Below are 24,932 nucleotides of genomic sequence, written 5' to 3'. Positions count from 1 at the left end.
ATGAATAATATTTTTTTAATTACAAAAAGGGAGTTTCTTACGCAGGTTAAGAAAAAATCCTTCATTATACTTACTTTGCTGGCTCCTATCCTTTTAATCGGTTTTGCCAGTGTGATCGGGCTGATGTTCAAAGCGAATGAGTCACACAATATCATTGAGGTAGTAGATAAAAGCGGACTATTTAAAAATCAACTAAAATCTACCGATAAGCTTGAATACGTTTTCGTTTCCATGGCAGATGAGAAGGCTAAAATGAATAACCTGAAAAGCAATGAATCATTGGACGGGATATTGATTCTGCCGGAATTAAGAGACCAAAACTATGATGGGCTTTTGCAGAATACAAGGCTGGTGATCAACAATAAAATAGGCTTTGATACGAAGCAGAAAATCGCTTCGGACATCAATGAGGTCATTAAAAAGGAAAAGATTAAAAAACTGGGTATTGCTGAAATCCAACTGGATAATCTCGATAAAGGTTTTAGTTTAAAAACCATTAATGTTTCCGAAAATAATAAGGAAGACTCAGATCTTGCTTTTGGGGTAAAAAGTGTTCTGAGCATGCTTCTGATGTATGTTACTTTTATGTTCATTATTATCTACGGAGTCCGGGTGATGAGAAGCGTATTGGAGGAAAAAAACAACCGGGTGGTGGAAATTATTATCTCTTCTGTAAAGCCTTTCGAGCTGATGATGGGAAAAATCCTTGGCGTGACGATGGTTGCACTGACGCAGTTTTTGGTTTGGATTACAATGTCCGTTATCGGAGCATTGGTTCTGAATACAGGGTTCTCAACAATTCCGAAAAATATTCCTGGCGGTAATGAGGAAATGATGAGTAAATTTGATATCCTGCAGATGGGAACCCAGATTTCCCACAGCCTGCTGGAGCTTAATTTCCCGTTGATTATTTTCGTATTCATTGTATTTTTCCTGTTGGGATATATTTTTTACAGCTCTATTTATGCAGCGATCGGCTCTGCAGTAGATAATGAGACCGAAACGCAGCAGTTTACCTTATTTGCTATTTTGCCTTTAATGGTGGGGATGTACGGAAGTTTTACATTTATGAACAATCCGGATGGCCCACTTGGCTTCTGGCTTTCTATTATCCCATTTACTTCACCGGTTGCGATGATTGCGAGAATTCCTTACGGGGTACCCGCTTGGCAGATTATCCTATCGATTGTACTGCTTTTGGGAACAACAATTTTCATGATCTTCCTGGCCGGGAAAATTTACAGGGTCGGAATTTTAATGTATGGAAATAAAGCAACGTTAAAAGAAATCTGGAAATGGATTAAAGGATAATTTTCATCTGAATCTCCGAGATTTTAAAAACATCGGATCAGATTACTGCATCGTTAAATCTCAGATTAATACGTGAGAATTTTAAAATTATTTATAAACAAAAATCCCGAAACCAAAAGTTCCGGGATTTTTTATTTTTCAACCTGAAATAAATTTTTAGTTGAAGATATAGCTTAAGGTTACACTAAGAACCTGCTCAGATTTTGATTTGGTAGTACCTTTCGGCTCTTTATCAAGCCCTGGATAGGTATTGCTTAATCCGAAATCATATTTTGCGGCAAGTTCAAGCTGCCTTTTGTAGCTGTATCCTACTCCTATTCCTACGCCAAAATTAAATTTGCTCGCTTTTCCGTTTACGTCCGGATAGGCGGGATCAACAAAATTCGGGTCGTAATAAGGTCTTAATACCGGTACGTTCTTTACATTCTGGCTCATCAGAAAGTTGAATCTCGGACCGATCATTCCAAAGAATTCTGATTCTGCTTCAGAAAAATAGGCTTTAAAATAAATCGGAACGCTCAGGTAGTTATTGGCATACACAGCGTTATAACCGTCTACTCCTTTTGCGTCTTTATCCTTTCCTGTTTCTCCCGCACCGTAGTAAGTAACTTCTGGCTGTAAGAAAAACTGATTCTCGGAACCGATCGGAACTAAAGCCAATACACCGCCCTGGAATCCGAATCTCGGACCTGACGGGTTATGTGCATTTTTCACCCCGGAATAGTTGCCCCCGGCAATAATACCGAATCTTGTACTGCTGAAATCGATCTGTGCGAAAGACATTGCAGAAAAGGCCAATGCGGAGGCTAATAAAAATTTTTTCATATGGTTATGTTTTTAAATTATCCTAGAATTTTTGCTACGGTAGCACCGATATCAGCAGGAGAATCTACTACATTGATTCCATTTTCTCTCATGATCTCCATTTTAGCCTGTGCCGTATCTTCTGCACCTCCTACGATTGCCCCTGCGTGGCCCATTGTTCTTCCTTTAGGAGCCGTTTGCCCTGCGATGAAACCTACCACCGGTTTTGTAGAACCGCTGGCTTTGTACCATCTTGCCGCTTCTGCCTCAAGACCACCACCGATTTCTCCGATCATGACCACCGCTTCCGTCTCAGGATCGTTGATGAATAATTCCAAAGCTTCTCTGGTTGTAGTCCCGATGATCGGGTCTCCACCGATACCGATTGCCGTAGAGATACCGTAACCGGCTCTTACTACCTGATCAGCAGCTTCATACGTAAGGGTACCTGATTTTGATACGATCCCTACTTTTCCTTTTTTGAAAACGAAACCTGGCATGATTCCAATTTTAGCTTCTTCAGAAGTAATGATTCCAGGACAGTTCGGGCCGATTAATCTGCAGTCTCTGTCAGCGATGTAAGATTTTACTTTTACCATATCCGCTACAGGAATACCTTCCGTAATACATACAATCACTTTGATCCCGGCTTCAGCAGCTTCCATAATAGCGTCAGCAGCAAATGCAGGCGGTACGAAAATGATACTTACGTTTGCTCCGGCTTTTTCCACAGCATCCGCTACCGTGTTGAATACTGGCTTCCCAAGGTGCTCGCTTCCTCCTTTTCCCGGAGTAACCCCACCTACTACGTTGGTTCCGTATTCGATCATCTGGCTCGCGTGGAAAGTACCTTCATTCCCGGTAAATCCTTGTACAATTACTTTAGAATCTTTGTTTACTAAAATTGACATTTTATTATTTATTTAATTTATTTATTACTTTTTAAATGCAGACAAATTTAATTAAATTTCTTTGATTAAAGATAAATCTAAACAATTTGTTTATTTGAGATTTCTCAGTTTCACCTCTTTTTTCAGGTAGGTTTTGAAATCTTCTGCAAACATCCCGATGTAGGTTCCTTTTTCAAGATCCCGGTTGACTCCTGTTTTTCCCAGCAGTACAGATCCGCTCTCGATTTTATTTCCGGAGGCAATGCCCACCTGCCCCCAAATCGTTACTTCGTCGCCGATTACACAGCAGCCTGCGATACCGACCTGAGAAGCAATCAGGCATTTTTTTCCGATCACCGTGTCATGACCGATCTGGATCTGGTTATCCAGCACGGAACCTTCCCCGATCACCGTAGAATCAGTTACCCCTCTGTCGATGGTACATCCGTTTCCGATTTCAACATTATTTTCAATCACCACATTTCCCACCGAAATCAGACGGTCGAAATTGCCGTTTAGCTTCCGGTAATAGAAAGCATCGCCACCCAATACCGTGTTGGCCTGGATCACCACATGATCGCCGATCACCGTTCTGTCACCGATTACCACATTCGGGAAAATAAGGGTATTTTTTCCGATTTTCACATTGTTGCCGATCACCGCGGAATGATGGACATGGGTTCCTTCGCCTATCTCCACATCATGAAGTTCTTCGGTGAAATTGTAGATTCTTGTAAAATGGGTATTGATCCTGTTAAAGTCTCTGAACGGATCATCTGAAACCAATAATGCCTTCCCTTCCGGGCAATCCACTTCTTTATCGATCAGAATAATGGTGGCGGCAGAGTTTAATGCTTTGTCGTAATATTTCGGATGGTTCACGAAAACGATGTCTCCGGGTTTCACCATGTGGATTTCATTGGTGCCCAGGACTTCGAAATCTTCGGGACCTACAAACTTTGCCCCGATAAGCCCGGCGATGGTATTCAGTTTTTGTGGAGAATGGAATCTCATAACAATTGATTTTCTTATAAAACAAAATTCGGAATGCAGAGGCAAACCGAATTGATGTGAATTTTATTTAAAATTATTCTTTTACTCTTTCCAGGTAAGAACCGTCTTCAGTGCTCACTTTGATTTTGTCTCCCGGCTCGATGAACAGAGGAACCATTACTCGAGCTCCTGTTTCTACGATTGAGTTTTTAAGGGCGTTGGTTGCGGTGTTTCCTTTTACTCCCGGATCTGCTTCCACCACTTCAAGGTAAACCGACTGCGGCAATTCTGCGGAAAGAGGGGTTTCGTCAGCTTCTTTAAGAATGATGGTCACTTCTTCTCCTGCTTTCATCAGGTTGGAGTTTTCGATCATTTCCTTATTAAGGTAAAGCTGAGAGAAATCGTCGTTGTTCATGAAGTGAAACCCGTTCTCATCATCATAAAGATACTGGTATTTTCTGGTGATCACTTTTACCTCTTCGATCTTGTGACCTGCAGAGAACGTGTTGTCGATTACTTTTCCATTAGTTACCGACTTCAATTTTGTTCTTACGAAAGCCGGTCCTTTACCAGGTTTTACGTGAAGGAACTCGATTACTTTATAAATATCATTGCTGTACTCGATGCACAGGCCTTTTCTGATATCGTTACTTGTTGCCATTACTTTTGTATATAATTATTTTCTTTTATTCAATTGGATTCCCTGACCCTGAGTCTGCATTCTATTGAAAACATTATTATTGAATGTATTCACATTATTATTCAGCTGATTCACATTTGTCTGGATCTCGGAATGGTAGGGACTGGCGGTTCCTAAAACCGAGTTGCCCGAATTATTCTGTTTCAGAATGTTGTTTAAATTATTCTTAGCCAAACTGTCTCCTGATTTTCCGGGAATTTTCCTTTCCAGGATTGAGGTTCTAGCCGTTTTCTCCGTCTTTAACCCTTCCGTCTGTTGCGCAGAGAGAAAAGATGTGGCAGAGATCACTGTAAATAATGCTAAAATTCTCATCAGGTATGCTGCTAAAAATTTAATTATTCCCTTTCCTTGCCCGTTCCGTATCCTTTTACGATACCTCTTGGAGAATTCTGGATAAACTGAAGGATTTCATCTCTTTCAGCCGTCGGAAGCATTTCTTTTTCAATATACAGCAATGCCTGGGAAACGTTCATTTTCAGCTGGAAGATCGCTCTGTAGATCTTTTGGATTTCAAAGATTTTCTCATTCGTAAATCCTCTTCTCCTTAAACCTACGGAGTTGATTCCCGCATAAGACATCGGCTCTCTCGCTACTTTTACATAAGGCGGGATATCTTTCCGTACCAGAGTTCCTCCGGAGATCATCACATGCTTTCCGATTTTTCCGAACTGGTGAACCGCAGATAAACCTCCCATCACCGTATAGTCGCCGATTTCTACGTGCCCTGCAATACCGCAACCGTTAACGATGATCACATGATCCCCGATTACACAGTCGTGTGCGATATGGGAAGTAGCCATGATCAGGCAGTTTTTGCCGATTTTGGTAAAGCCAAGCGCTTTTGTTCCCCGGTTTACCGTTACACATTCCCGGATGGTGGTTTCATCACCGATGATTACCTGGGTATCTTCACCGTCAAATTTCAGGTCCTGAGGGATCGCAGAAATTACCGTTCCCGGAAAAATCCTGCAGTTTTTACCGATCCGCGCTCCGTCCATAATGGTAACATTCGGACCGATCCAGGTGCCTTCCCCGATCTCCACATCCCCTGCAATGGTAGTAAATGGTTCTACGATTACATTTTTGCTGATTTTTGCACGCTTGTCTACGGCTGCTAACTGATGAATCATTTAATCAACTTTATTTTTTGCAACTTGGGCCATTAGTTCTGCTTCTACTGCTACCGTATCTCCCACGTAACCGTATCCCTGCATATGAACAATTCCTCTTCTGATAGGCTCGATCAATTCAATCTTAAAGATAAGCGTATCTCCAGGAATAACTTTTCTTTTGAATTTTACTTTATCTATTTTAATAAAATAAGTAGAATAATTTTCAGGATCCGGAACACTTGCCAGCACCAGGATTCCTCCTGTCTGTGCCAAAGCTTCCACCTGTAAAACCCCTGGCATTACAGGTTCTTTCGGGAAATGCCCCACGAAGAACGGCTCGTTCATCGTTACATTTTTCAGTCCCACTACATGAGAATCCGACAGCTCAAGAATTTTATCAATCAATAAGAACGGCGGTCGGTGCGGCATCAGCCTCATGATCCCGTTGATATCGAAAACCGGTTCTTTCGTTAAGTCGAAATCCGGAACGTTCTTCTTTTTCTGCAGTTTCCACTGACGGTTCAGTTTTTTAGCAAACTGAGTATTCACAAAGTGTCCCGGCTTATTGGCGATTACCTTGCCTTTTATTTTAACGCCTGCCAAAGCCAAATCACCGATTACATCCAGTAATTTGTGTCTTGCAGCTTCGTTAGGATAGTTTAGGTTAAGGTTATCAAGAATTCCGTTCGGTCTTATCGACACATTGTCTTTACCGAAGGCTTTTTTCAGTTTTTCTGTTGTTTCAGGGGTAAGATCTTTATCCACGTACACGATCGCATTGGAAATATCCCCACCTTTGATCAATCCGTGATCCAACAGCATTTCCAGCTCGTGTAAAAAGCTGAATGTTCTCGCCGATGAAATTTCTTCTTTAAATTCTGAAATATTTTTTAAGGTAGCGTTTTGGGTTCCCAATACTTTGGTGCCAAAATCTACCATAGTCGTTACTTCGTACGTATCGGAAGGAATGATGGTGATCTCGGATCCTGTAGCCGGATCGCTGTACGTAAGCACTTCTTTTACAACCAAGTATTCTCTGGCGGTATTCTGCTCTACAATTCCTACACTTTCGATAGCTTCTACAAAGAATTTTGAGGATCCGTCCAAGATCGGAGGTTCGGAGGCATCCATTTCCAGAATGGCATTATCTACATCACATCCTACCAAAGCGGCCAGAAGGTGCTCGCAAGTATTGATTTTAACGCCTAATTTTTCTAATGTTGTCCCTCTTTCTGTCGCTACAACATAGTTTACATCTGCTTCGACCTGGGGATGACCTTCTAGATCGGTTCTTACAAAAACAAAACCTGTGTTTTCCTTGGCAGGTTTCATGGTTAATTTTACTTCTTTACCTGTATGAAGTCCGATTCCGGAAAGTGTCACTTCCTGCTGAAGTGTTTTTTGCATATCACTCATTAGTTTTATCTTTTGAGTTATTCTCAAGATTGTTTATTCTTTTTACGATTTCAGGAAGATTTCTGAAATGGACGTAGCTTCTGAGATAATCGTTGTAGCTGATGGCCGGTGATCCGTAAATGGTATCTTTATCATTTACATGGGTGTTTACCCCGCTCTGGGCCTGGATTTTCACCTGACTTCCTATTTTAATATGGCCTACGATTCCTACCTGTCCGCCGATCTGGTTCCAGTCGCCGATGGTCGTAGAACCTGCAATCCCCGCCTGCGCGGCAATAACGTTGTTCTTACCGATCTTTACGTTGTGGGCAATCTGGATGAGATTATCGATCTTGGTTCCTTTACCAATCACGGTAGAACCGATAGTCGCCCGGTCGATGCTGCAGTTTGAGCCGATCTCCACGTTATCTTCAATAATGACATTTCCGAGCTGCGGGATTTTTTTGAAGCCATCCGGTGTCGGCTGGAATCCGAATCCGTCGCCACCGATTACAGTGTTGGAGTGGACCACACAGTTGTCGCCGATGATGCAGTAATCATAGATTCTTGCTCCACTGTCTATTTTACAGTTTTTACCGACCTTCACCCCTTTTCCGATGTATACCTGCGGATAAATCTGGGTTCCTTCACCAATTTTTGCTTTTTCGGAAACATAGGTAAATGTACCGATATAAACGTTTTCTCCAATTACTGCCGTTTCATGGATGGAAGCACCATCTTCGATACCGCTTTTCCGTCCCTGCATTTCCTGATACAGGTTCATTAAAATCTGAAATGAAAGATAAGCGTCCTTTACAGCAATAACAGTAGGCGCATAGGTATCTTTTGACAAAAGATTCTCCGAAACGATGATAACAGAGCATTTTGAATTTTCCAGATAATGGGAAAACCGCTCCTGTGCTATAAAAGAAAGGTGTCCGGTTTCTCCGCTCTCAATAGGCGAAACTCCAGTAATAAGCGCATTTTCGTCACCTATTATTTTTCCGTCGATAAAACTTGCAATTTGCGAAGCTGTAAATTCCATATTCTGCAAAGATAAGAAATTCTGTAATTCGCAAACATTTTTTAATTTTCTGATTTTGAATTTTATTATTCTTTAAGAAATCAGACCTTCAAGATCCCTGGGAAAAGTGAGGATATACCGTTTGGTCTTATGGGTCATGAGTCCCGACAGAAGCTGGTCTTCGGATTCGTCCAGCCTTATTTTTTCTCCGTTTTTCTGAAGCAGGTAAATGGGCTGTTTTTCGGTATCATAAGGAAGGAGTTTTCTTTCGATTTCATGAACCAATTCGTTCCCGTTATCAATTCCGAAAAATTCATTTACATTTTTTATTTTTTCTTCAATAAATTCCGGATCGAAAGCATGGGATGAGATAATGGTCTTCGGAAGATTTCTCCGGATTACACAGGTACACCAGTAGGATAAGATCATATCATCCGCATTCTGCCAGTTCTTCATAGCCTGAATAATGTCGTTGTCATCCAGCTGGGTAAACCGTTCTACATCTTCATCCGTAGCAGCGCTTTTTTCACGGTACAGGAAATACTTCAGGTTATCCGTAGCCGGCAGATCAACGCCTTGGGAAACCAGGTATTTTGCTCTTTCCAGGATTTTAACCAAAATAAATTCTGCCAGCGCAGACGTTTTGTGATAATACACCTGCCAGTACATGAACATCCGGGCTGTAAGGAAATTTTCGATAGAATAAATCCCTTTGGCATCAATTACCAATTCGCCCTCGTCACAGACATTCATCATCGAAATAATGCGCTGGGTATTGATATTCCCCTCGGAAACCCCGGTGAAAAAACTATCCCGTTTCAGATAATCCAGACGGTCGACGTCCAGTTGGGAAGAAATCAGCTGGTTGAAAAATTTCCGGTGGTATTTCCCCTGAAACATTTCAATAGCATAGGAAAGCTCGCCGTTAAACTGATCGTTCAGGCGGTTCATCAGCAGCAGAGAAAGTTTTTCGTGATGCCAGTCGTCCATGAGCATACATTCGAGTGCATGGGAAAAGGGGCCATGGCCGATGTCATGCATCAAGATGGCCAGCATTGCGCCTTTTTCTTCTTCGGGCGATATGCTTATGCCTTTCTGTTTCAATGTTTCCAAAGCCGTAAACATCAGATGCATGGCACCCAGGGCATGATGAAACCTGGTATGCGTAGCTCCCGGAAAAATGAGGTTCAACAATCCGGTCTGCCCTATTCTTCTCAACCTTTGGAAGTAAGGATGCTCGATGATGTCAAATAAAATTTCGTGGGGAATTTTGATGAATCCGTGAACGGGATCATTGATGATTTTTAGCTTATTCTGCATTGGAAACGTCCGTATTTATCACAAATTTAGGAATTTTTAATTTTAGATTCAATTAAATTTTATTAAAACACCCTGATCTTCTTGGGATAGACGTTCTATAATCTTCCAGCTTGGAGGTAAAAGTTTTGCTATCTGGTATATGAGAATAATAAACCGAAATGATAACATTACAGCTGGTAATTTCCATAAGGAATTCTTGCTTTTATTTAAAATGTGAATTGCTATTCCAACTAAAATTCTTCTTTTACAGAAATGCTTAAAAATAACAGAAATATTGGGTTTATTTCATTAACTTATATTTAACTTTACGTCTGCGCATTTTGGCAGATTTTACCAATAAATGGTCAGCAATTTGATACAATAACCGTGTAAAAAATTAGTTATGTCGGAAAAGATATTATGGATAGATGATGAAATAGATTTACTTAAACCTCACATCGTTTTTCTTGAAAAAAAAGGGTACCAGGTAACCCCCGTGAATAATGTAAACGAAGCCCTTGAGCTTATGGACTCGGAAAAGTTTGCATTGACCCTGATCGATGAAAATATGCCCGGAATTTCCGGATTGGAAGCCATCCCAATGATTAAGGATAAAGACAATTCCCTGAAAATCGTGATGGTAACGAAAAGTGAAGAGGAACATATTATGGAAGAAGCGATCGGCTCACAGATTGCCGATTATATTTTAAAGCCTGTGAATCCTAACCAGATTTTACTTTCACTCAAGAAAAATCTTCAGGAAGATAATCTGGTCGAGCAGAAAACAATTCTTCAGTACCAACAGGAGTTTAGGAATCTTTCTATGGAGCTTTCTTACCTAAGAACGTATCAGGAATGGGCAGAATACTATAAAAAGATCCTTAACTGGGAAATTAAGTTCGATAAAGTGACAGATAATGAATTTGCAGACCTTTTGCAATCGCAGAAGGAAGAGGCAAATATCCAGTTTGCAAAATTTATTGAGAAAAATTACGAAGACTGGCTGCATGATTCGGATAAGCCGATGATGAGCCATACGCTTTTCAAAGAAAAGGTAAAGCCGGAAGTAGAAAAAGAAAAAGTTTTGCTGCTAATGGTAGATAACCTTCGTTATGACCAATGGAAAGTAATAGAGCCTTTATTTACGAAATATTACAATAAGGTTTCTGAAGATTATTATTATAGTATACTTCCTACCGCCACACAGTATGCGAGAAACTCGTTCTTTGCCGGTTTAATGCCTTCTGAAATTGAAAAGCGTTTCCCGGACAAATGGTTTAATGACAACGAAGAAGGGAATAAAAACGAGTTTGAAAGGGACTTTCTGGAAGATCAGATGAAGAGAATCGGCTTAGGCTCGAAATCCATGAAATACCTGAAGGTTCTGAATGCGGATTTTGAGAGAAAGATCTACGATGATTTCAACCAGCATAAAAACAATGACCTGTTGGTGATCGTTTATAATTTTATTGATATTCTTTCCCACGCAAAAACAGATAATCATATTGTGGACCAGCTGATCCGTGATGATAAAACATTCAGGTCTCTAACATTGAATTGGTTCGAAAATTCTTCGTTGTTAAAAATTATTAAAGTAGCAGCAGAGAGCGGTTTCAAACTGGTTATTACGACCGATCACGGAACAGTATATGTGAAAAAACCAAGCAAGGTAGTCGGGGACAGGGAAACCTCAACCAACATTCGCTACAAGACCGGAAAAAGTTTAACATACGATGACAGCGACGTATGGGCAATTACAAACCCTGAGAAACTGTTTTTACCAAAAGGGAATCTAAGTTCGAAATATATTTTTGCAAAGAACAATATTTTCCTGGCGTATCCTAAGAATTACAATCACTTTGTGAATTACTACAAGGAAACCTACCAGCATGGTGGGATTTCACTGGAAGAATGTATTATTCCGATCAGTGTTCTGGAACCTAAATAATTTCTGACCTAGAATAAAAAAGAAGCGGAAAAAATCTTTGATTTTTTCCGCTTCTTTTTTATTAATATTTTTGGAGCATGAAATTAATCACTTACAACGTAAACGGAATCCGAGCAGCTTTCACCAAAGATTTCTTGGGCTGGCTGAAAACAGCAGATCCCGATATTATCTGCATTCAGGAGAGTAAGGCAGGAAACGACCAGATCGATATTGAAAGCCTGGAAAAGCTGGGCTATCACAGTTATTGGCATTCGGCCATAAGAAAAGGCTACAGCGGCGTTGGAATCGCCTCAAAAATCAAACCTAACCATGTAGAATATGGCTGCGGTATCGAGAGCTATGACAGCGAGGGAAGAATTATCCGTGCAGACTTTGACGGCTTTTCTGCCATTTCGGTCTATGTACCTTCCGCGTCCAATATTGAGAGGCTGGAATTCAAGATGCAGTTCTGCCATGATTTTTTAGATTATATTAAAAACCTGAAGAAGGAAATTCCCAATCTTATTATTTCGGGAGATTTCAACATCTGCCATGAAGCGATTGACATTCATGATCCGGTGCGCCTGAAAAATGTTTCCGGATTTTTACCGATGGAACGGGAATGGATGACGGATTTCATCAATGAATGTGAACTGATCGACAGTTTCCGGTTTTTTAATAATGAACCTGATCATTACACCTGGTGGAGTTACAGGCAAGGTGCGCGAGGAAAAAACAAAGGCTGGAGGCTGGACTATAATTTTGCGTCTTACAGCCTAAAAGACAAGCTTACAAGAGCCGTTATTCTTAAAGAAGCGGTGCACTCTGATCATTGCCCAGCTTTGGTGGAACTGAGCCTTTAAAATAATGCAAAAAGCCAACTTTTCAGTTGGCTTTTTAATTTAAATCATAAAATTTAATCGACAATTTCATATTCCACCGGAATGGTACCGTTGCCGGTATCCCCGATTTCATCGAACGCCGCTTTAGACATATCTAAAGCTCTTGTTGAATGGTAAGGCCCTCTGTCATTTACTTTCACTATTACCTCTTTACCATTGTTAAGGTTTGTTACCTTAATACTTGTTCCAAATGGAAGCGTTCTGTTTGCCGCAGTGAACTTTGCATTATCAAAGATCTCTCCGCTGGCTGTTTTTCTACCGTTAAATTTATCGTGGTAGTACGATGCATAACTTGTTTTTTTCGCATCTATGGCATTCATTTTGAACGAATAAATACCAAGGGTTGAAATCATCATTATGATTACGAGAATGAATCTTTTCATCATGTTGAACTTTTATTGGTTTTGACAGGGGCAAATCTATAAGGATTCTTTCAACGAGCCTATTTTAATTGTTAACAGATGTTAACAAAAACCAAAAAATATCTTAATTTACTCTGTAACCTTCTCATATCAGCTACTTTAGGACCTATTGTTAAAATATGTTAAAAAAACAACCAAAACGTTAATAAATTTAACTAAACTATTGAAATTAACATAAATTTAACACTTACTTAGGTTTGATAATCAATATGTTAAATATTTTCACAAAGCTTAAAATCCTTTGGTAGCTTTTTCAAAAACGCCGGAGAGACCCATATCCACAGGCTTTATCCAGGCTTTGAACTGTAAAATAAAAACCGGTGAAAATTTCACCGGTTTTTTTATTATTGCTAATCTGCAATTTCTATTGAGGTTATGGCTTTATACCAATTCCCCATATAAATCGAATTCTTCAGCAGAGGTAATTTTTACGTTGGCAAATTCTCCGATAGAGATATAGGTATTTTCCGCAGAGACAAGAACGGTGTTGTCTACATCCGGAGAATCGTATTCCGTTCTTCCTATAAAATAGTTCCCTTCTTTTCTATCGAATATACATTTGTATATGTGCCCGATCTTCTCCTGGTTCTTTTCCCAGGAAACCTGAGACTGGATCTCCATGATCTCCTCTACTCTTGCTTCTTTTATTTCCTGCGGAATATTATCTTCCAAAACGTAGGCGCCTGTATTTTCTTCATGGGAATAGGTAAAGCAGCCCAGCCTGTCGAATTTCTGCGTTCTTACCCAGTCTTTCAGTTCCTGAAAGATTTCTTCCGTTTCCCCTGGGTATCCTACGATGAGTGTGGTTCTGATGGCCATATCCGGAACTTTCTCCCTGAATTTGGCTAAAAGCGTATCCGTTTTTTCATGAGTGGTTCCTCTTTTCATGGATTTCAGCAATTCTGAATTGATGTGCTGAAGCGGAATATCAATATAGTTACAAACTTTCGGTTCTTCTCTGATGATATCCAGAACATCTTCCGGGAATCCGCTTGGGAAAGCGTAATGAAGACGGATCCATTCAATCCCTTCTACTTTCACTAATTCTTTTAACAGATCTCCCAGTGCACGTTTTTTATAAATATCAAGTCCGTAATAGGTAAGGTCCTGTGCAATAAGAATCAGTTCTTTTGTTCCTTTTTTTGCCAATTTCTGCGCTTCGGTTACCAATTTTTCAATTGGCGTAGAAACGTGCCCACCTCTCATCAGCGGAATCGCGCAAAACGAACAAGGCCTATCGCAGCCTTCGGAAATCTTAAGATAAGCGTAGTGTTTCGGGGTGGTGGTTAAACGCTCTCCTACCAGCTCATGCTTGTAGTCGGCTCCCAAATGCTTCAATAATATCGGAAGATCCCTTGTCCCGAAATATTGGTCCACGTCCGGGATTTCGCGGATCAGGTCCGGCTTGTATCTCTCGGAAAGACAGCCGGTAACGAAAACCTTTTCTACCTCACCCCTGTTTTTAGCCTCCACATAATCAAGAATCGTATTGATGGATTCCTCCTTTGCGTTATCGATAAATCCGCAGGTGTTGATCACCACAATATCTCCTCTGTCTTCATGCACCACCTCTTTGCCATTGGCTTTAAGCTGGCTCATTAACACTTCGGAATCATAGACGTTTTTGGAGCATCCAAGCGTTACTACATTAATTTTCTTTTTACCTACAGATTTTGTGCGCATTTTATATTGAATAATAAGTAATTAGTAATCAGCAATTTTTGTGGGTGCAAATTTACGCATAAAAAAAGAACCGGAAGATTCGGTTCTTTATTTAGAGCTATTATAAATAATATTAGTAAGCTTGATCGTCTCCTTTTACAATATTATATAATGTCAGAAAAATAATTTTCATATCTAAAAAGAAAGACCAGTTTTGAATATACCAGATATCCTTTTCTATTCTTTTTTCCATATCCTTTAATGAAAATATTTCACCTCTGGACCCCATAACCTGTGCCCAACCAGTGATGCCTGGTTTCACGATGTGCCTAGTCATATATTTTTTTGTGATTTTGGAATACATTTCGGTTTGTGAGAGCATGTGCGGTCTCGGACCTACAACCGACATATCACCTAAAAAAACATTGATAAATTGCGGTAATTCATCAATACTTGTTTTACGCATGAATGCTCCAAATTTTGTTATTCTTGCATCATTTTTTTTTGCAACTTGAAGATCAGCATTTCTGTTGCTTTTCATACTTCTGAATTTCAGACAATTAAAAGGTACATTATTTAGACCTGATCTCTTTTGTATAAACAAAAACAGATTCATTGCTTTCAATTTTCACAATTAAAGCCACCAATGGTACCAGCCAGGATAATAAGAATATAATTGCAAATAGGGAGAAGGCTATATCAAATGATCTTTTTAAAAACTGTTTTTTAGGATTTGAAAGAGGTTCTCTTATCAGTTTAATAAAAGGGATTTCGTTTATGACATCAAAATAATTAGGTCCTAAATTGGCATATTTAAAATCCGGAACCATATAAATCCTGATCATTTTGTGTTCTGCAATATCTACTATTTTTTTATAAATATCTACTTCAATATTATCATCACAAAATATGATATTGTTTATTTTGGTATTTTCCAGATCATGAAATAGCTGATCAATACCACCCAAATATTTATTTTTAGTCTCCTTACTTAGAGGAGTATATGTTCCCCTTATTCCAATAGCTCTCCTTAAATCATTATTTGATATTAGTGAAGTAGACAGTTTATTTTCTCCGACAAGAACGGTATGAAATGAATAAAGCTTTCGTCCTAGCCTTACTCTGTTTCTTTTTCTATATAAAAAAAGCAGGAATCTTGTAAAGGTTATAAAAAACCCGAGTAATAGAAAATAAACAATAACATTTCTATAATTAATCTTAACAGAAAAAATCAGGCTGGGAAAGATTGCTGAAGCAAAGATAAACAGAATAAAAGCTTTACTTAAAGCATTAAAATGAAGCGATGATTCTTTAACTTTTAAACTTTTATATGGTTTTGTAATCAGTGTAATAACAAACCAGGAAATATTAATAAGAATTAATTGCGTTCTGAATTCCTGAGCAAAATCTTTGTAATCAAACTCAAAAAAATATAATTTACCAAAAATAAAAAGACAATTGATCGTGATGTAATCAATTATCAAAAAAATCCTAGGCAGATGTTTAAAAAGATAAGCTAACATAAAAACACACAATTCGCAGATTGATTATTATTTTCCGCAAGCGTAGACTAATAATCAGTACATTTTATTTTATTAAATCCTAATATATTAAAAGTTTTTTGAAGCAAATGGTGGTAAAACTTTATCTTTTTCTGAGAGAATAATATCTTTAGCCGGTAATTTCCAATCAATATTCAAATCTGTATCGTTCCATAACACTCCACCTTCTGAAGCTTTATCATAAAAATTATCGCACTTATAAGAAAATACTGCAATCTCACTCAGCACAGAAAAACCATGACCAAAACCTCTTGGAACATAAAGCTGTAATTTGTTTTCCTCTGTAAGCTCTATCGAAAACGATTTTCCGAATGTAGGAGAATCTTCACGAAGGTCTACTGCAACATCAAGAACTTTACCTTCCAGACAGGATACCAATTTTGCCTGCGCTTGATCTCCTTTTTGTAAATGAAGCCCTCTAAGAACGCCATAACTTGATTTTGAAATATTATCCTGTACGAAATGACCATTCATACCTGTTAGTTCTTCAAACTTCTGTTCATTGAATTTTTCGTAAAAATAACCTCTGTCATCTTCAAAAACAGTCGGTTCAATAATATAGCAGTCTTTAAGGGGGGTAGATTTTATTTTCATCAATAAATCACTGTATTAATTTAACCACAAATATAATGAAATGAATCTCTTCTTCTAAAGGATTTGTAGACTTCCATTTATTTTTTTACTGACAAATAATAATTTTGTAAATTAATGATAAAGTGATCTAAATTATATTTCCTCTGTAAATCCTTTTTTGCCTGCAATCTTAGGTCGTAATTTAGTTGTGGATAACTCACTGCTTTCTTTATGGATTCTACATAATCATCTAATTCCATACAAGAAAAACCGTTTTCATTATTGTTGATAACGGCACAACAACCATCACACTTACTGGTTACACAGAGAATATTCTCATTTATAGCTTCTAATAAAGCAAATGGAAGACCTTCAAAAATAGACGGCATTAAAAAAATATCCAAAGACTTTAAATAATGCTCTACCGATGGAAATGAACCCCATTCATGAATTGTAAAAGACTTTTCAAGATTATATTTTGAAATTGCAGCTAAAAATTCCGGCTTTAAATCATCCGTAAAACCCGCCCCTAATACAGAAAATTCTGCGAAGGGATAAATTTGTTTGATCTGATTTGCAATTTCAACAAACAGGACAGGATTTTTGGCATAAGTAAGTCTGGCTACGGTACCAATATGAAGCTTTGTAGATGAGTCTTTTATCTGAGGCAATATATTATTAACTTCAATAGAGTTAGGAAGTACTTTAATTTTTTCTTCAGGAATTCCAACTTCATATCTACATCTTATTTTTTCAGATTCTGAACAAGCCAACACGTTCGATGTATATTTTTTTGCGAAAACTTCAAGGGAAAAGAAAATTGTTCTCTTGATTCCTGTAAAGCCTAAATAAGAAATTCCGTGAGGAGTATATATAGATTTCGTACCGGCGATTTTTGCCGCTATTCTACCTAAAAATCCAGCTTTGGCACTATGAACATGCACTAAATCAGGCTTATTTTTCTTCAGAAAATTATATAATTTTAATAATCCTATGAAATCTTTAAAAGGATTAAACCCTCTTTCCAAATTAATAACGGTATAAGGAATTGAATGCTCTTCGCAAAAAATTCTGCACTCCTGGTTTTCCGGTGCGATAATTTCCAATTCAAACTTTTCGTAATCTATTTTTGTTACGATCTGTTTAATATATGTAAAAAGTCCGCCAAATCCCTGTGTAATATGAACAACTTTTGTTTTCATTAATGTTATAAAATTTTAGCCAAATTCAGGCATCATACTGAAGTACTAATTTAACTTTTTACTAAACTTAATTAGGTAAGATTGAGTGATACAATTCTATATATTTATTCACCATTTTTGAGATATCATATTTACTTGCCCTTTCAAGACACTTTACAACAATACTATCGTAAAACTCTTTGTCATTTTCAAAAGATAAAATAATGTTTGCCAGTTGCTTTTCATCACCTCTTTTAAACAAAATTCCCGCATCTTTTACTATTTCTGTTAATCCTGGAACATCAGATGCGATAAAAGGCTTTCCTGAAGACAACCCTTCAACAGAAGATAAGGAAAGCCCTTCAAAATGAGAAGAAAGCACTACAAAATCAGCACTTTTTATTAGCTTATAAACATCCATTCTTTGCCCTAGGAAATTAACCCTTTCCAATAAATTAAGTTTTGAAACCAAATCTTCTAATTCTTTTCTCCTCTTTCCAGTACCTACTAAAAGTAATTTATATTGTGTCGGGAGGTGTACCAGTGATTTTATTAAGGTATCTTGATCTTTCTGATCCTCGAATCTTGCAACCATAATCAATAGTTTCTCATCCTCGGCATAGCCTAAATCTGATTTTGTATAAGCCTGGGAGGTATTTATTTTCTTGATATCAACACCATTATTAATCGTTACAAGTTTATTGGGTAAACCTAAATAATTTTGGTATATATCTTTTATTTCATCCGTAATACAGATTACTTTATCGTACTTATCATAGACAAAACGCTCTATTGGCTTAAAAACTCTATTTTTTATCCTGCTATTTGAAGTATTGTGTTCTGTAAGAATGAGTTTGGTTTTTTCACCATTTAATAAATTGGCAAATACCGCAAAATACTGTGAAGGAAAAACATGCAAATGAGCGATATCATAGTTACTTAGAATTTTTTTGATACCCAATACTGCTGATGGGTTATACACATCCTTTCTATTTTCTGATTTTTTCAGTATATAGATATTACAGCAATTTAATTTTCTCAGTGCGTTTGTAAAAGGAAAATCATTATCCCAAAGCAAAAGAATATCCATTTCGATTCCTTCTTTTACATAAAGCGGAATTGTATCTAAAATTAACTTTTCTGCCCCTGCAGTTTCTAAAGAATTAATTACTTGAAGAATTTTCATTTTTACTCTAAATTTAAAATGTGCAAACAGAACATTAAGAAATGGAATTCTTTTTATTGAGAAGCATTATCATAAATAATTTTATAATTTCTTATTTATGGAAAACTACTAATAAAAAATCAAAGATTTTAGATTTTGATCGTAAACTATTCTTCAACTTCTAAAATTTTTGTATTCCGTGCAATACAAATAAATATTATAGGAAATAATGGCGACAAGTGTTTAACAAAGCTACCATAATCGGGTTCGAATAAACTTTGTACCAACATAAATGAAATAACAAATGAAAATATGTTTGTATACTCTTTATTATTATTTTCCTTCCAGTAAAGTTTTATAAAATTAAAAAAGAACATTACTATAAGAAGAGCCAATATTATATAGAAAGGTTTTCCTAGTAAAATTAAGGGAATGGGAATAATCAGGAAAACCAATGTAACAATAAAGTTTATAGCTTCAACGGCAAAATTACTTCCTTCTATGAAAATTGCGATGGCAGTTTGTGCAGATTCTGCATCCCGATCAAGATTCGTTAAATAACGAATCATTGATAGAGGAACCCCAAAAATATAATTATAAACAAAGGATATTAAAAAATAAAATACCGGAATGAAGATTAATAACATCTTAGGTTTTTTTACCACGAAGTATTTCATCCCCCAAAACATTAAAATAATAATAAACCAGTAACTTCTGAAAAAAGTAGCATAGAATATTACAAATAATGTCCAGATCAAAAGGTATTTCTTTTCAAAAAGTACAAAAGAAACAATAACGCATAGAAACAAAACAAATTCTTTGCTGTAAGTAGACATATATACCATTGCCATCGCACTATAAGTAACCATAAGCAATAGATTAAAAAAAGAGACAGTCTTTATATTATATTTTCTGAAAACAAAAACTATTACCGAAAAATATGATATTACCGCTAAAAGAGGAGCTAAAAAAAATCTATCAATGTGTAGATAACGATAAAAAATTGACGTATTGGTAAACCCCGTATCCCCTTCATCTTTGTAAGGATGTTCGATCAGCTCCTGTATTCTAAATGAATCGAAAAAATATTTTTCCGGAAATATAGATTCTTTAAAAAATGCTATAAAAACGCAAATTAGAAATCCTATTGCAAATAATAACCTTGAGTCTAATTTTCGTAATATAGAATTATTGATAATTATATTCATTATTTCTTAATAAATTACCGTATCGTGTTAAAAATAATCTTTGCCTTGGTAAAACTGCTTTTATCGAATTTAAGAATTCCCAGAAAAACAGATTGTAATCCAAATAATAATGTCACAAACCTTGCAGAAGCCTTTCCATGACATTTTTCAAAATATAAATATCTGCATTCGGAAAAAACTTTCTCCTTTTTGATTCTAAGCTCAGGCGTTTTAGAGGAACTGCCCTCCAGATGAACCAACGTTGTATTGGCTAGAATATAACTTTTGTAGCCGCGCTTTTTAAAACGGAAAGTCATTTCAGATTCTTCATAATACAAAAAAAAGTCAGGATCAAAAGCGCCGGACTCATCCAAAACCGATTTTCTTAAAAACATGTCTGCTCCTAAAATATAATCTATTTCATACTGAGTCCCTTTTTCCGGATAATGTTTCATTCCGCCTGCCAGATGCCTCCTGTAGTACGAAAGAAAAAACACAGCAAATCCTAATCTTGCAATTGACTCTTTTACTGTGGGTAAGTGGCCGCCAACAGTCACATTATTTCCTGATGCATCAATCATATTGGCTCCGCAGCAAGCTACATCTTTATTTTCAGGCTTTTCCATGAAGTCATAAAACACACTCATAGAATCTTCAATTAGGTAGGCATCAGAGTTCAGTAAAAATACATATTTCCCTTTTGCTTGTTCAATTGCCAAATTATTTGCTCTTCCAAAGCCTAAATTTTTTTCGGAATAGATGTAAGTAATGCGATTATCTTTTTCAAAATAGCTTTTACTTCCGTCAGCAGAAGCATTATCGACAACAAAAACTTCAAATTTAAGGTCTTTCGGCTTAAATTCAAAAATGGAATCAATTGATTTTTTAGTAAGTTCTAATGTATTATAGTTAACTATAATGACTGAAATATCCATCATTTTTATCGTTTTTAGATATTGCTCTGCTTTCTATATCCTAGTTTAAGTTTAACCTGATGAAGGATCTCAAGAGTATTTTTTTCTTTTATAAGCACTAAAATCGTTGCGTAAGTTAATACAAAAAGTAAAGACATAGCAATCCATTCGAAATAACTGTCGTTTTCTAAAAAATATTTTCCCGCAAGCACAACCACCATTACAATTCCATTTACAAATACTACATTGAAAAAATTCTTATCAAAGAATTCTGAAAAGTCATTTTCTTTCCGAATGTAATAAAACATAATACAAATGGCAACACTTTCCACCAATATTGCTACTGCTGCAGCTCCGTTCTGCTGAAAGTTCTTTATGGCAAAATAATTCAATAAGACACTAAGCAACGCAGAGACAATTGTTGCGAAAGTATAAATTTTTTCTTTTCCCTGCGGATAAAGGATTAAAAAACCAAAAAAGTAAGCAAAACTCACGATAATGCAAAGTGGTGACAGAATCTTCATGGTAAGATCGGCAACAATGAATTCTTTTCCTCCCATGAATAGAATAATTTCTTTTGAAAATATTAAAAAATAGACTGTGCTGGGAATCGCCAACAACATCATTATATGGAATCCTTTTTTCAAAAGAGCTGCATACTGCACTTTGTCATTGTGGTGAAGATAAGACAACCTGGGAAGCATTACCGAACCAATAATGGTAATAAATGTAATCACAAATCTTATCAATTTATTTGCAATACCATAATAGGCAACGTAGCGGTCCCCGGAAATACTGCCAATCAGAAAATTGTCTAATTGAAGATAAATGTTAACGGATATAGTGGCCACAAAAATGGCAAAAACCGGCTTTAAATGTTTTTTCAGATTAAGATCCTGAAATTTTATTTTATTTGAAATGATCCTTTTCAGGATTACGATAAAATTAATCACGTTAGCTCCAAAAAGCATAAGGACAAACAATAGGGCATACACTTCATAGTCTGACTTCTTTTTAACCAATATAAAGAGTAATCCAAAAATCAGAGAACGGACCACGACATTTCTGATGGTTATAAATTTTTGATTTTCAATACCCTGAAAGTACCAATCTGCTCCTATATTATTCAAAATCACAAGAAATGACATAATATAAAGAAGATTCTTGTACGAACTCAAAAAATCCAAGTGGATGATAATTCCAAAGATAATAATATACGAAGCAATCGTCGTGACGGAAAGAATGACCATCAGCTCTGAAACTAATGTATAGAGTTTTTTTGAATCGTTTCTGGCTTTAGACACTTCTCTGATACCGTACATGGGTATTCCGATCGATGAAAAAAGAACAAAATAATTGATTATCGTGTAAGCATATTCTACCTTTCCTACATTTTCAGCTTCCAACACCCGATTAAGATAGGGCATTGTAAAAAGAGTTATTAAAGCGGTTGAAAATACCCTTAAAGCATGTAATACAAAGTTCAACTTTATACTGACCAACTTTCCCTCACCTGATTTCATGCTTTAATAAAAGGAATTATTTAAAAAATTGCCACCACTTCTTTTCTTCTGCCTGATAGCCGTATCCAAACTTATTACCATATCCGAAATTAGATTCTTCTACTCCATTCAGGATGATTCCTATATTTTTTAATTTACCGTCTTCTACTGAATGATTTAAGAATTCAATATATTTCATTTCCGTAACCTCAGATCTTGTAACATAAATAATTACATCGCTCTTGTTTGCGATCAGGAAAGAATCTGTTACCAATAAAAGAGGAGCTGTGTCCAATACAATGTATTTGTATTTATTGAGACCTTTAATTGTTGATAATAGCTCATCGAACCTTTGGCTTTGTAAAAGATCAGTAGGATTAGGCGGTATAGATCCTGAATAGATAAAATCACAATCATTATTATAACCGCTAGGATGAATTATCTCTTCAATCCTTGTTTCTTCATCACTTAAATATTCGGTAAGACCTTTAGCCGATTTCATCATCGGGTTGTACCTCTGCAGCTGCGGGTTTCTTACATCAGCTCCTACAACCAAAACTTTATCACGCGAAGATCCTAAAATCATAGACAAATTAGTTGATATAAATGTTTTACCTTCCCCTTTTACAGATGATGAAACCATAATGATATGAGGAGCATCTTTTTTCGGTAATAAAAACTTAAGGTTTGTCACCAGGATCCTGAATGCCTCCGCCATTGGAGATACATCATTAAAAGTTATCAGGTTATTCTGCTTATTTTTAAGTCTAGGGATTTCTGCAATCACCGGCAACTGTGTAAGTTTTGTAATATCGTTTCGGGTCACTAAAGTACTTTGTAGTAGTTGCTTCAGATAGATCATTAAAAACGGAATAAGAATCCCTAAGAAAACTGCAATACTAAGAATAACAAGTTTTTTAGGGGCTACCGGTTTTTTAAAGGTGAAAGCACGGTCTATAACTCTCGCCTTTTCGGAAGTAATCTCCATACTGATTGCTGCTTCTTCCCTTTTTTGCAACAGCAATAGGTAGAGATTTTCTTTGATCTGCTGCTGTCTTTCTATACTTCTGAAAAGCTTTTCCTGAGAAGGGATTTTGCTGATCATAGATTCCGATCCCCCCAGCTGGATGGCTGCTTTTCTTCTTGCAAATTCTAAATTGGTAATATTTCTTTGCAGAGACTCCGTAAGCGATGATTTTATTTGCTGTATCTGTTTATTGGCCTCTTTTACAATCGGGTTGTCGGGAGTAGCCTCGTCAAGATATTTATTTCTCTGAATAACTAATGCATTGTACTCTTTAATTGCATTCAGAGCGGCTTCGTTTTCAAGTCCTATATTTAATGGCAATACATCCGAAGTTCCTTTTTGAGAAAGTGAATTTTTCAGCATTCTATGAATCTCAAGCTGAGTTCCTAATTCTAAAAGCTGATTTTTTGTCTGCTCTTTCAATTGAAGATTGATTCCTGCTTCTGTTGGTAAGTCAACAATATTATTTCCGGATTTAAAACCTTCTTTCTGTGTTTCAACATTTCCCAGCTCTTTTGAGATCAAGACGATTCTTTGATCTATAAAATCTTTTGTTTTTTTTGACTCTATATTTTTATCGTTAATAGCATATTCGTTATACTGCTTAACCAGATTATTAAGAAAATTTTTAGCTTTTTCTCTATTTTCAAAATCTACCGAAAGATTAATAATCGTACCCTCTTTATCTAGTAAATCTACAACCAAAGATTCCTGATACTGATTTACAGTACTTGCAAAATCATTATAGGTGAAATAAATATTATCTAATTTTACTTTTGGAGGAGCCTTATACGCTGGGTTTTTCACAAACATGACGATAGCAAAAGGCAGACTGGTCGTTTTTGCGTAAGTAGTTTGTATATCTTTATCCCATTCTTCAGAAGAAAGAATAATTTTATCTCCGTTAATTTTTACCGATATAGGTTTCTTCGGAAGTTCCGCCTCGTTTTTCTCCTGAATTACATTGATAAGGAAAGGTGAAGTCGTCCCGTAAAGTTCTATGCTGTTAAATGTCTGCTTAGCATAAATAGGAGTCTGAAAGTTGTGCTGTTTCAATACATCTTCTACAATAGTTTTTGATTTAAAAACACCGATTTCATTCTCAATACTATTGGTACCCATCCCATTAAAATTCCCAAAATTCTGAAGAACATTAACATCCCCGGCATTTGCAGACATTTTCTTTGCATCTTTTATGAGTACGGATGTTTGGGCTTTGTAAATTTGCGAACTGGATTTTATATAATAAATGCCCAACAATGTCATAATGATTATCATGACAACAAAATATTTCCATTTATTAAGATAAGGACTCAGTAGTTCTCTAAGACTAATTTCTTTGTTTTTTTTGTTATCCATTTTTTGGATTATATTGAATTT

23 protein-coding genes are annotated in these 24,932 nt (G+C 36.7%); 3 read left to right on the top strand and 20 right to left on the bottom strand.

Features of this window, described 5'->3' with window-relative positions; all coding sequences use genetic code 11:
• On the top strand, positions 1-1,311 hold the full coding sequence (locus QE422_RS07035; protein ID WP_307456247.1) for an ABC transporter permease: 1,311 nt from the start codon (positions 1-3) through the stop codon (positions 1,309-1,311).
• Positions 1,312-1,467: 156 nt separating this feature from the next.
• Here QE422_RS07035 and QE422_RS07030 read toward each other — a convergent pair whose 3' ends face one another.
• From QE422_RS07030 to QE422_RS06990, 9 genes are all read right to left on the bottom strand, one after another.
• Positions 1,468-2,136, bottom strand: coding sequence for a porin family protein (locus QE422_RS07030; RefSeq protein ID WP_307456245.1), 669 nt, complete (start codon positions 2,134-2,136; stop codon positions 1,468-1,470).
• Positions 2,137-2,153: 17 nt separating this feature from the next.
• The gene (gene sucD / locus QE422_RS07025) at positions 2,154-3,026 is read right to left on the bottom strand and encodes a succinate--CoA ligase subunit alpha (RefSeq protein ID WP_047488432.1); all 873 of its coding nucleotides are present in this window, start codon (positions 3,024-3,026) and stop codon (positions 2,154-2,156) included.
• Positions 3,027-3,116: 90 nt separating this feature from the next.
• Positions 3,117-4,019 (bottom strand): LpxD N-terminal domain-containing protein, encoded by a 903-nt coding sequence (locus tag QE422_RS07020; protein WP_307456238.1) that lies wholly within the window; start codon positions 4,017-4,019, stop codon positions 3,117-3,119.
• Between the two features lie 73 nt (positions 4,020-4,092).
• Positions 4,093-4,659 carry an elongation factor P gene (gene efp, locus QE422_RS07015; protein WP_307456236.1) on the bottom strand — a complete coding sequence of 189 codons (567 nt, stop codon included), beginning with the start codon at positions 4,657-4,659 and terminating at the stop codon, positions 4,093-4,095.
• Positions 4,660-4,674: 15 nt separating this feature from the next.
• A complete protein-coding gene (locus QE422_RS07010) occupies positions 4,675-5,010 on the bottom strand; it encodes a hypothetical protein (protein WP_307456234.1) in 336 nt (111 codons plus the stop codon).
• Between the two features lie 23 nt (positions 5,011-5,033).
• A complete protein-coding gene (gene lpxA, locus QE422_RS07005; protein WP_294201971.1) occupies positions 5,034-5,828 on the bottom strand; it encodes an acyl-ACP--UDP-N-acetylglucosamine O-acyltransferase in 795 nt (264 codons plus the stop codon).
• The gene (locus QE422_RS07000; RefSeq protein WP_307456232.1) at positions 5,829-7,226 is read right to left on the bottom strand and encodes a bifunctional UDP-3-O-[3-hydroxymyristoyl] N-acetylglucosamine deacetylase/3-hydroxyacyl-ACP dehydratase; all 1,398 of its coding nucleotides are present in this window, start codon (positions 7,224-7,226) and stop codon (positions 5,829-5,831) included.
• A complete protein-coding gene (gene lpxD / locus QE422_RS06995; protein ID WP_307456230.1) occupies positions 7,219-8,250 on the bottom strand; it encodes a UDP-3-O-(3-hydroxymyristoyl)glucosamine N-acyltransferase in 1,032 nt (343 codons plus the stop codon). The genes QE422_RS07000 and lpxD overlap by 8 nt, the downstream gene beginning before the upstream one ends.
• A gap of 72 nt (positions 8,251-8,322) precedes the next feature.
• Positions 8,323-9,549 (bottom strand): HD domain-containing protein, encoded by a 1,227-nt coding sequence (locus tag QE422_RS06990; RefSeq protein ID WP_307456228.1) that lies wholly within the window; start codon positions 9,547-9,549, stop codon positions 8,323-8,325.
• A gap of 382 nt (positions 9,550-9,931) precedes the next feature.
• Between QE422_RS06990 and QE422_RS06985 the strand changes: the two genes are divergently transcribed.
• Together QE422_RS06985 and QE422_RS06980 are read left to right on the top strand one after the other, a co-directional pair.
• A complete protein-coding gene (locus QE422_RS06985; protein ID WP_307456226.1) occupies positions 9,932-11,476 on the top strand; it encodes a bifunctional response regulator/alkaline phosphatase family protein in 1,545 nt (514 codons plus the stop codon).
• A gap of 77 nt (positions 11,477-11,553) precedes the next feature.
• A complete protein-coding gene (locus tag QE422_RS06980) occupies positions 11,554-12,318 on the top strand; it encodes an exodeoxyribonuclease III (RefSeq protein ID WP_307456225.1) in 765 nt (254 codons plus the stop codon).
• Positions 12,319-12,371: 53 nt separating this feature from the next.
• Here QE422_RS06980 and QE422_RS06975 read toward each other — a convergent pair whose 3' ends face one another.
• The 11 genes from QE422_RS06975 to QE422_RS06925 form a co-directional block, all read right to left on the bottom strand.
• Complete coding sequence (locus QE422_RS06975) at positions 12,372-12,743, bottom strand: septal ring lytic transglycosylase RlpA family protein (protein ID WP_294285670.1); 372 nt, start codon at positions 12,741-12,743, stop codon at positions 12,372-12,374.
• A gap of 417 nt (positions 12,744-13,160) precedes the next feature.
• Positions 13,161-14,462, bottom strand: a complete 1,302-nt coding sequence (gene rimO / locus QE422_RS06970) for a 30S ribosomal protein S12 methylthiotransferase RimO (protein WP_307456222.1) — start codon at positions 14,460-14,462, stop codon at positions 13,161-13,163.
• A gap of 112 nt (positions 14,463-14,574) precedes the next feature.
• Positions 14,575-15,057: a sugar transferase gene (locus QE422_RS06965; protein WP_307456220.1), complete on the bottom strand. Its 483-nt coding sequence runs from the start codon at positions 15,055-15,057 to the stop codon at positions 14,575-14,577.
• Complete coding sequence (locus tag QE422_RS06960) at positions 15,014-15,964, bottom strand: hypothetical protein (protein WP_307456218.1); 951 nt, start codon at positions 15,962-15,964, stop codon at positions 15,014-15,016. Before QE422_RS06960 ends, QE422_RS06965 begins: the two co-directional genes overlap by 44 nt.
• Before the next feature lie 87 nt (positions 15,965-16,051).
• Complete coding sequence (gene rfbC, locus QE422_RS06955; protein ID WP_307456217.1) at positions 16,052-16,597, bottom strand: dTDP-4-dehydrorhamnose 3,5-epimerase; 546 nt, start codon at positions 16,595-16,597, stop codon at positions 16,052-16,054.
• Positions 16,598-16,674: 77 nt separating this feature from the next.
• Entirely contained in the window at positions 16,675-17,778 is a 1,104-nt protein-coding gene (locus QE422_RS06950; RefSeq protein ID WP_307456215.1) for a glycosyltransferase, read from the bottom strand.
• Between the two features lie 67 nt (positions 17,779-17,845).
• Positions 17,846-18,943 (bottom strand): glycosyltransferase, encoded by a 1,098-nt coding sequence (locus tag QE422_RS06945; RefSeq protein WP_307456213.1) that lies wholly within the window; start codon positions 18,941-18,943, stop codon positions 17,846-17,848.
• Between the two features lie 146 nt (positions 18,944-19,089).
• Entirely contained in the window at positions 19,090-20,130 is a 1,041-nt protein-coding gene (locus QE422_RS06940; RefSeq protein ID WP_307456212.1) for a hypothetical protein, read from the bottom strand.
• 14 nt (positions 20,131-20,144) lie between these two features.
• Positions 20,145-21,047, bottom strand: coding sequence for a glycosyltransferase family 2 protein (locus QE422_RS06935; RefSeq protein WP_307456210.1), 903 nt, complete (start codon positions 21,045-21,047; stop codon positions 20,145-20,147).
• Between the two features lie 11 nt (positions 21,048-21,058).
• The gene (locus QE422_RS06930) at positions 21,059-22,546 is read right to left on the bottom strand and encodes a flippase (RefSeq protein ID WP_307456209.1); all 1,488 of its coding nucleotides are present in this window, start codon (positions 22,544-22,546) and stop codon (positions 21,059-21,061) included.
• Between the two features lie 16 nt (positions 22,547-22,562).
• Positions 22,563-24,911: a polysaccharide biosynthesis tyrosine autokinase gene (locus QE422_RS06925; RefSeq protein WP_307456208.1), complete on the bottom strand. Its 2,349-nt coding sequence runs from the start codon at positions 24,909-24,911 to the stop codon at positions 22,563-22,565.
• Positions 24,912-24,932 lie beyond the last annotated feature (21 nt).

Source organism: Chryseobacterium sp. SORGH_AS_0447 (assembly GCF_030818695.1).
Classification (GTDB): domain Bacteria; phylum Bacteroidota; class Bacteroidia; order Flavobacteriales; family Weeksellaceae; genus Chryseobacterium.
This window is presented reverse-complemented; position numbering and strand designations above follow the sequence as displayed.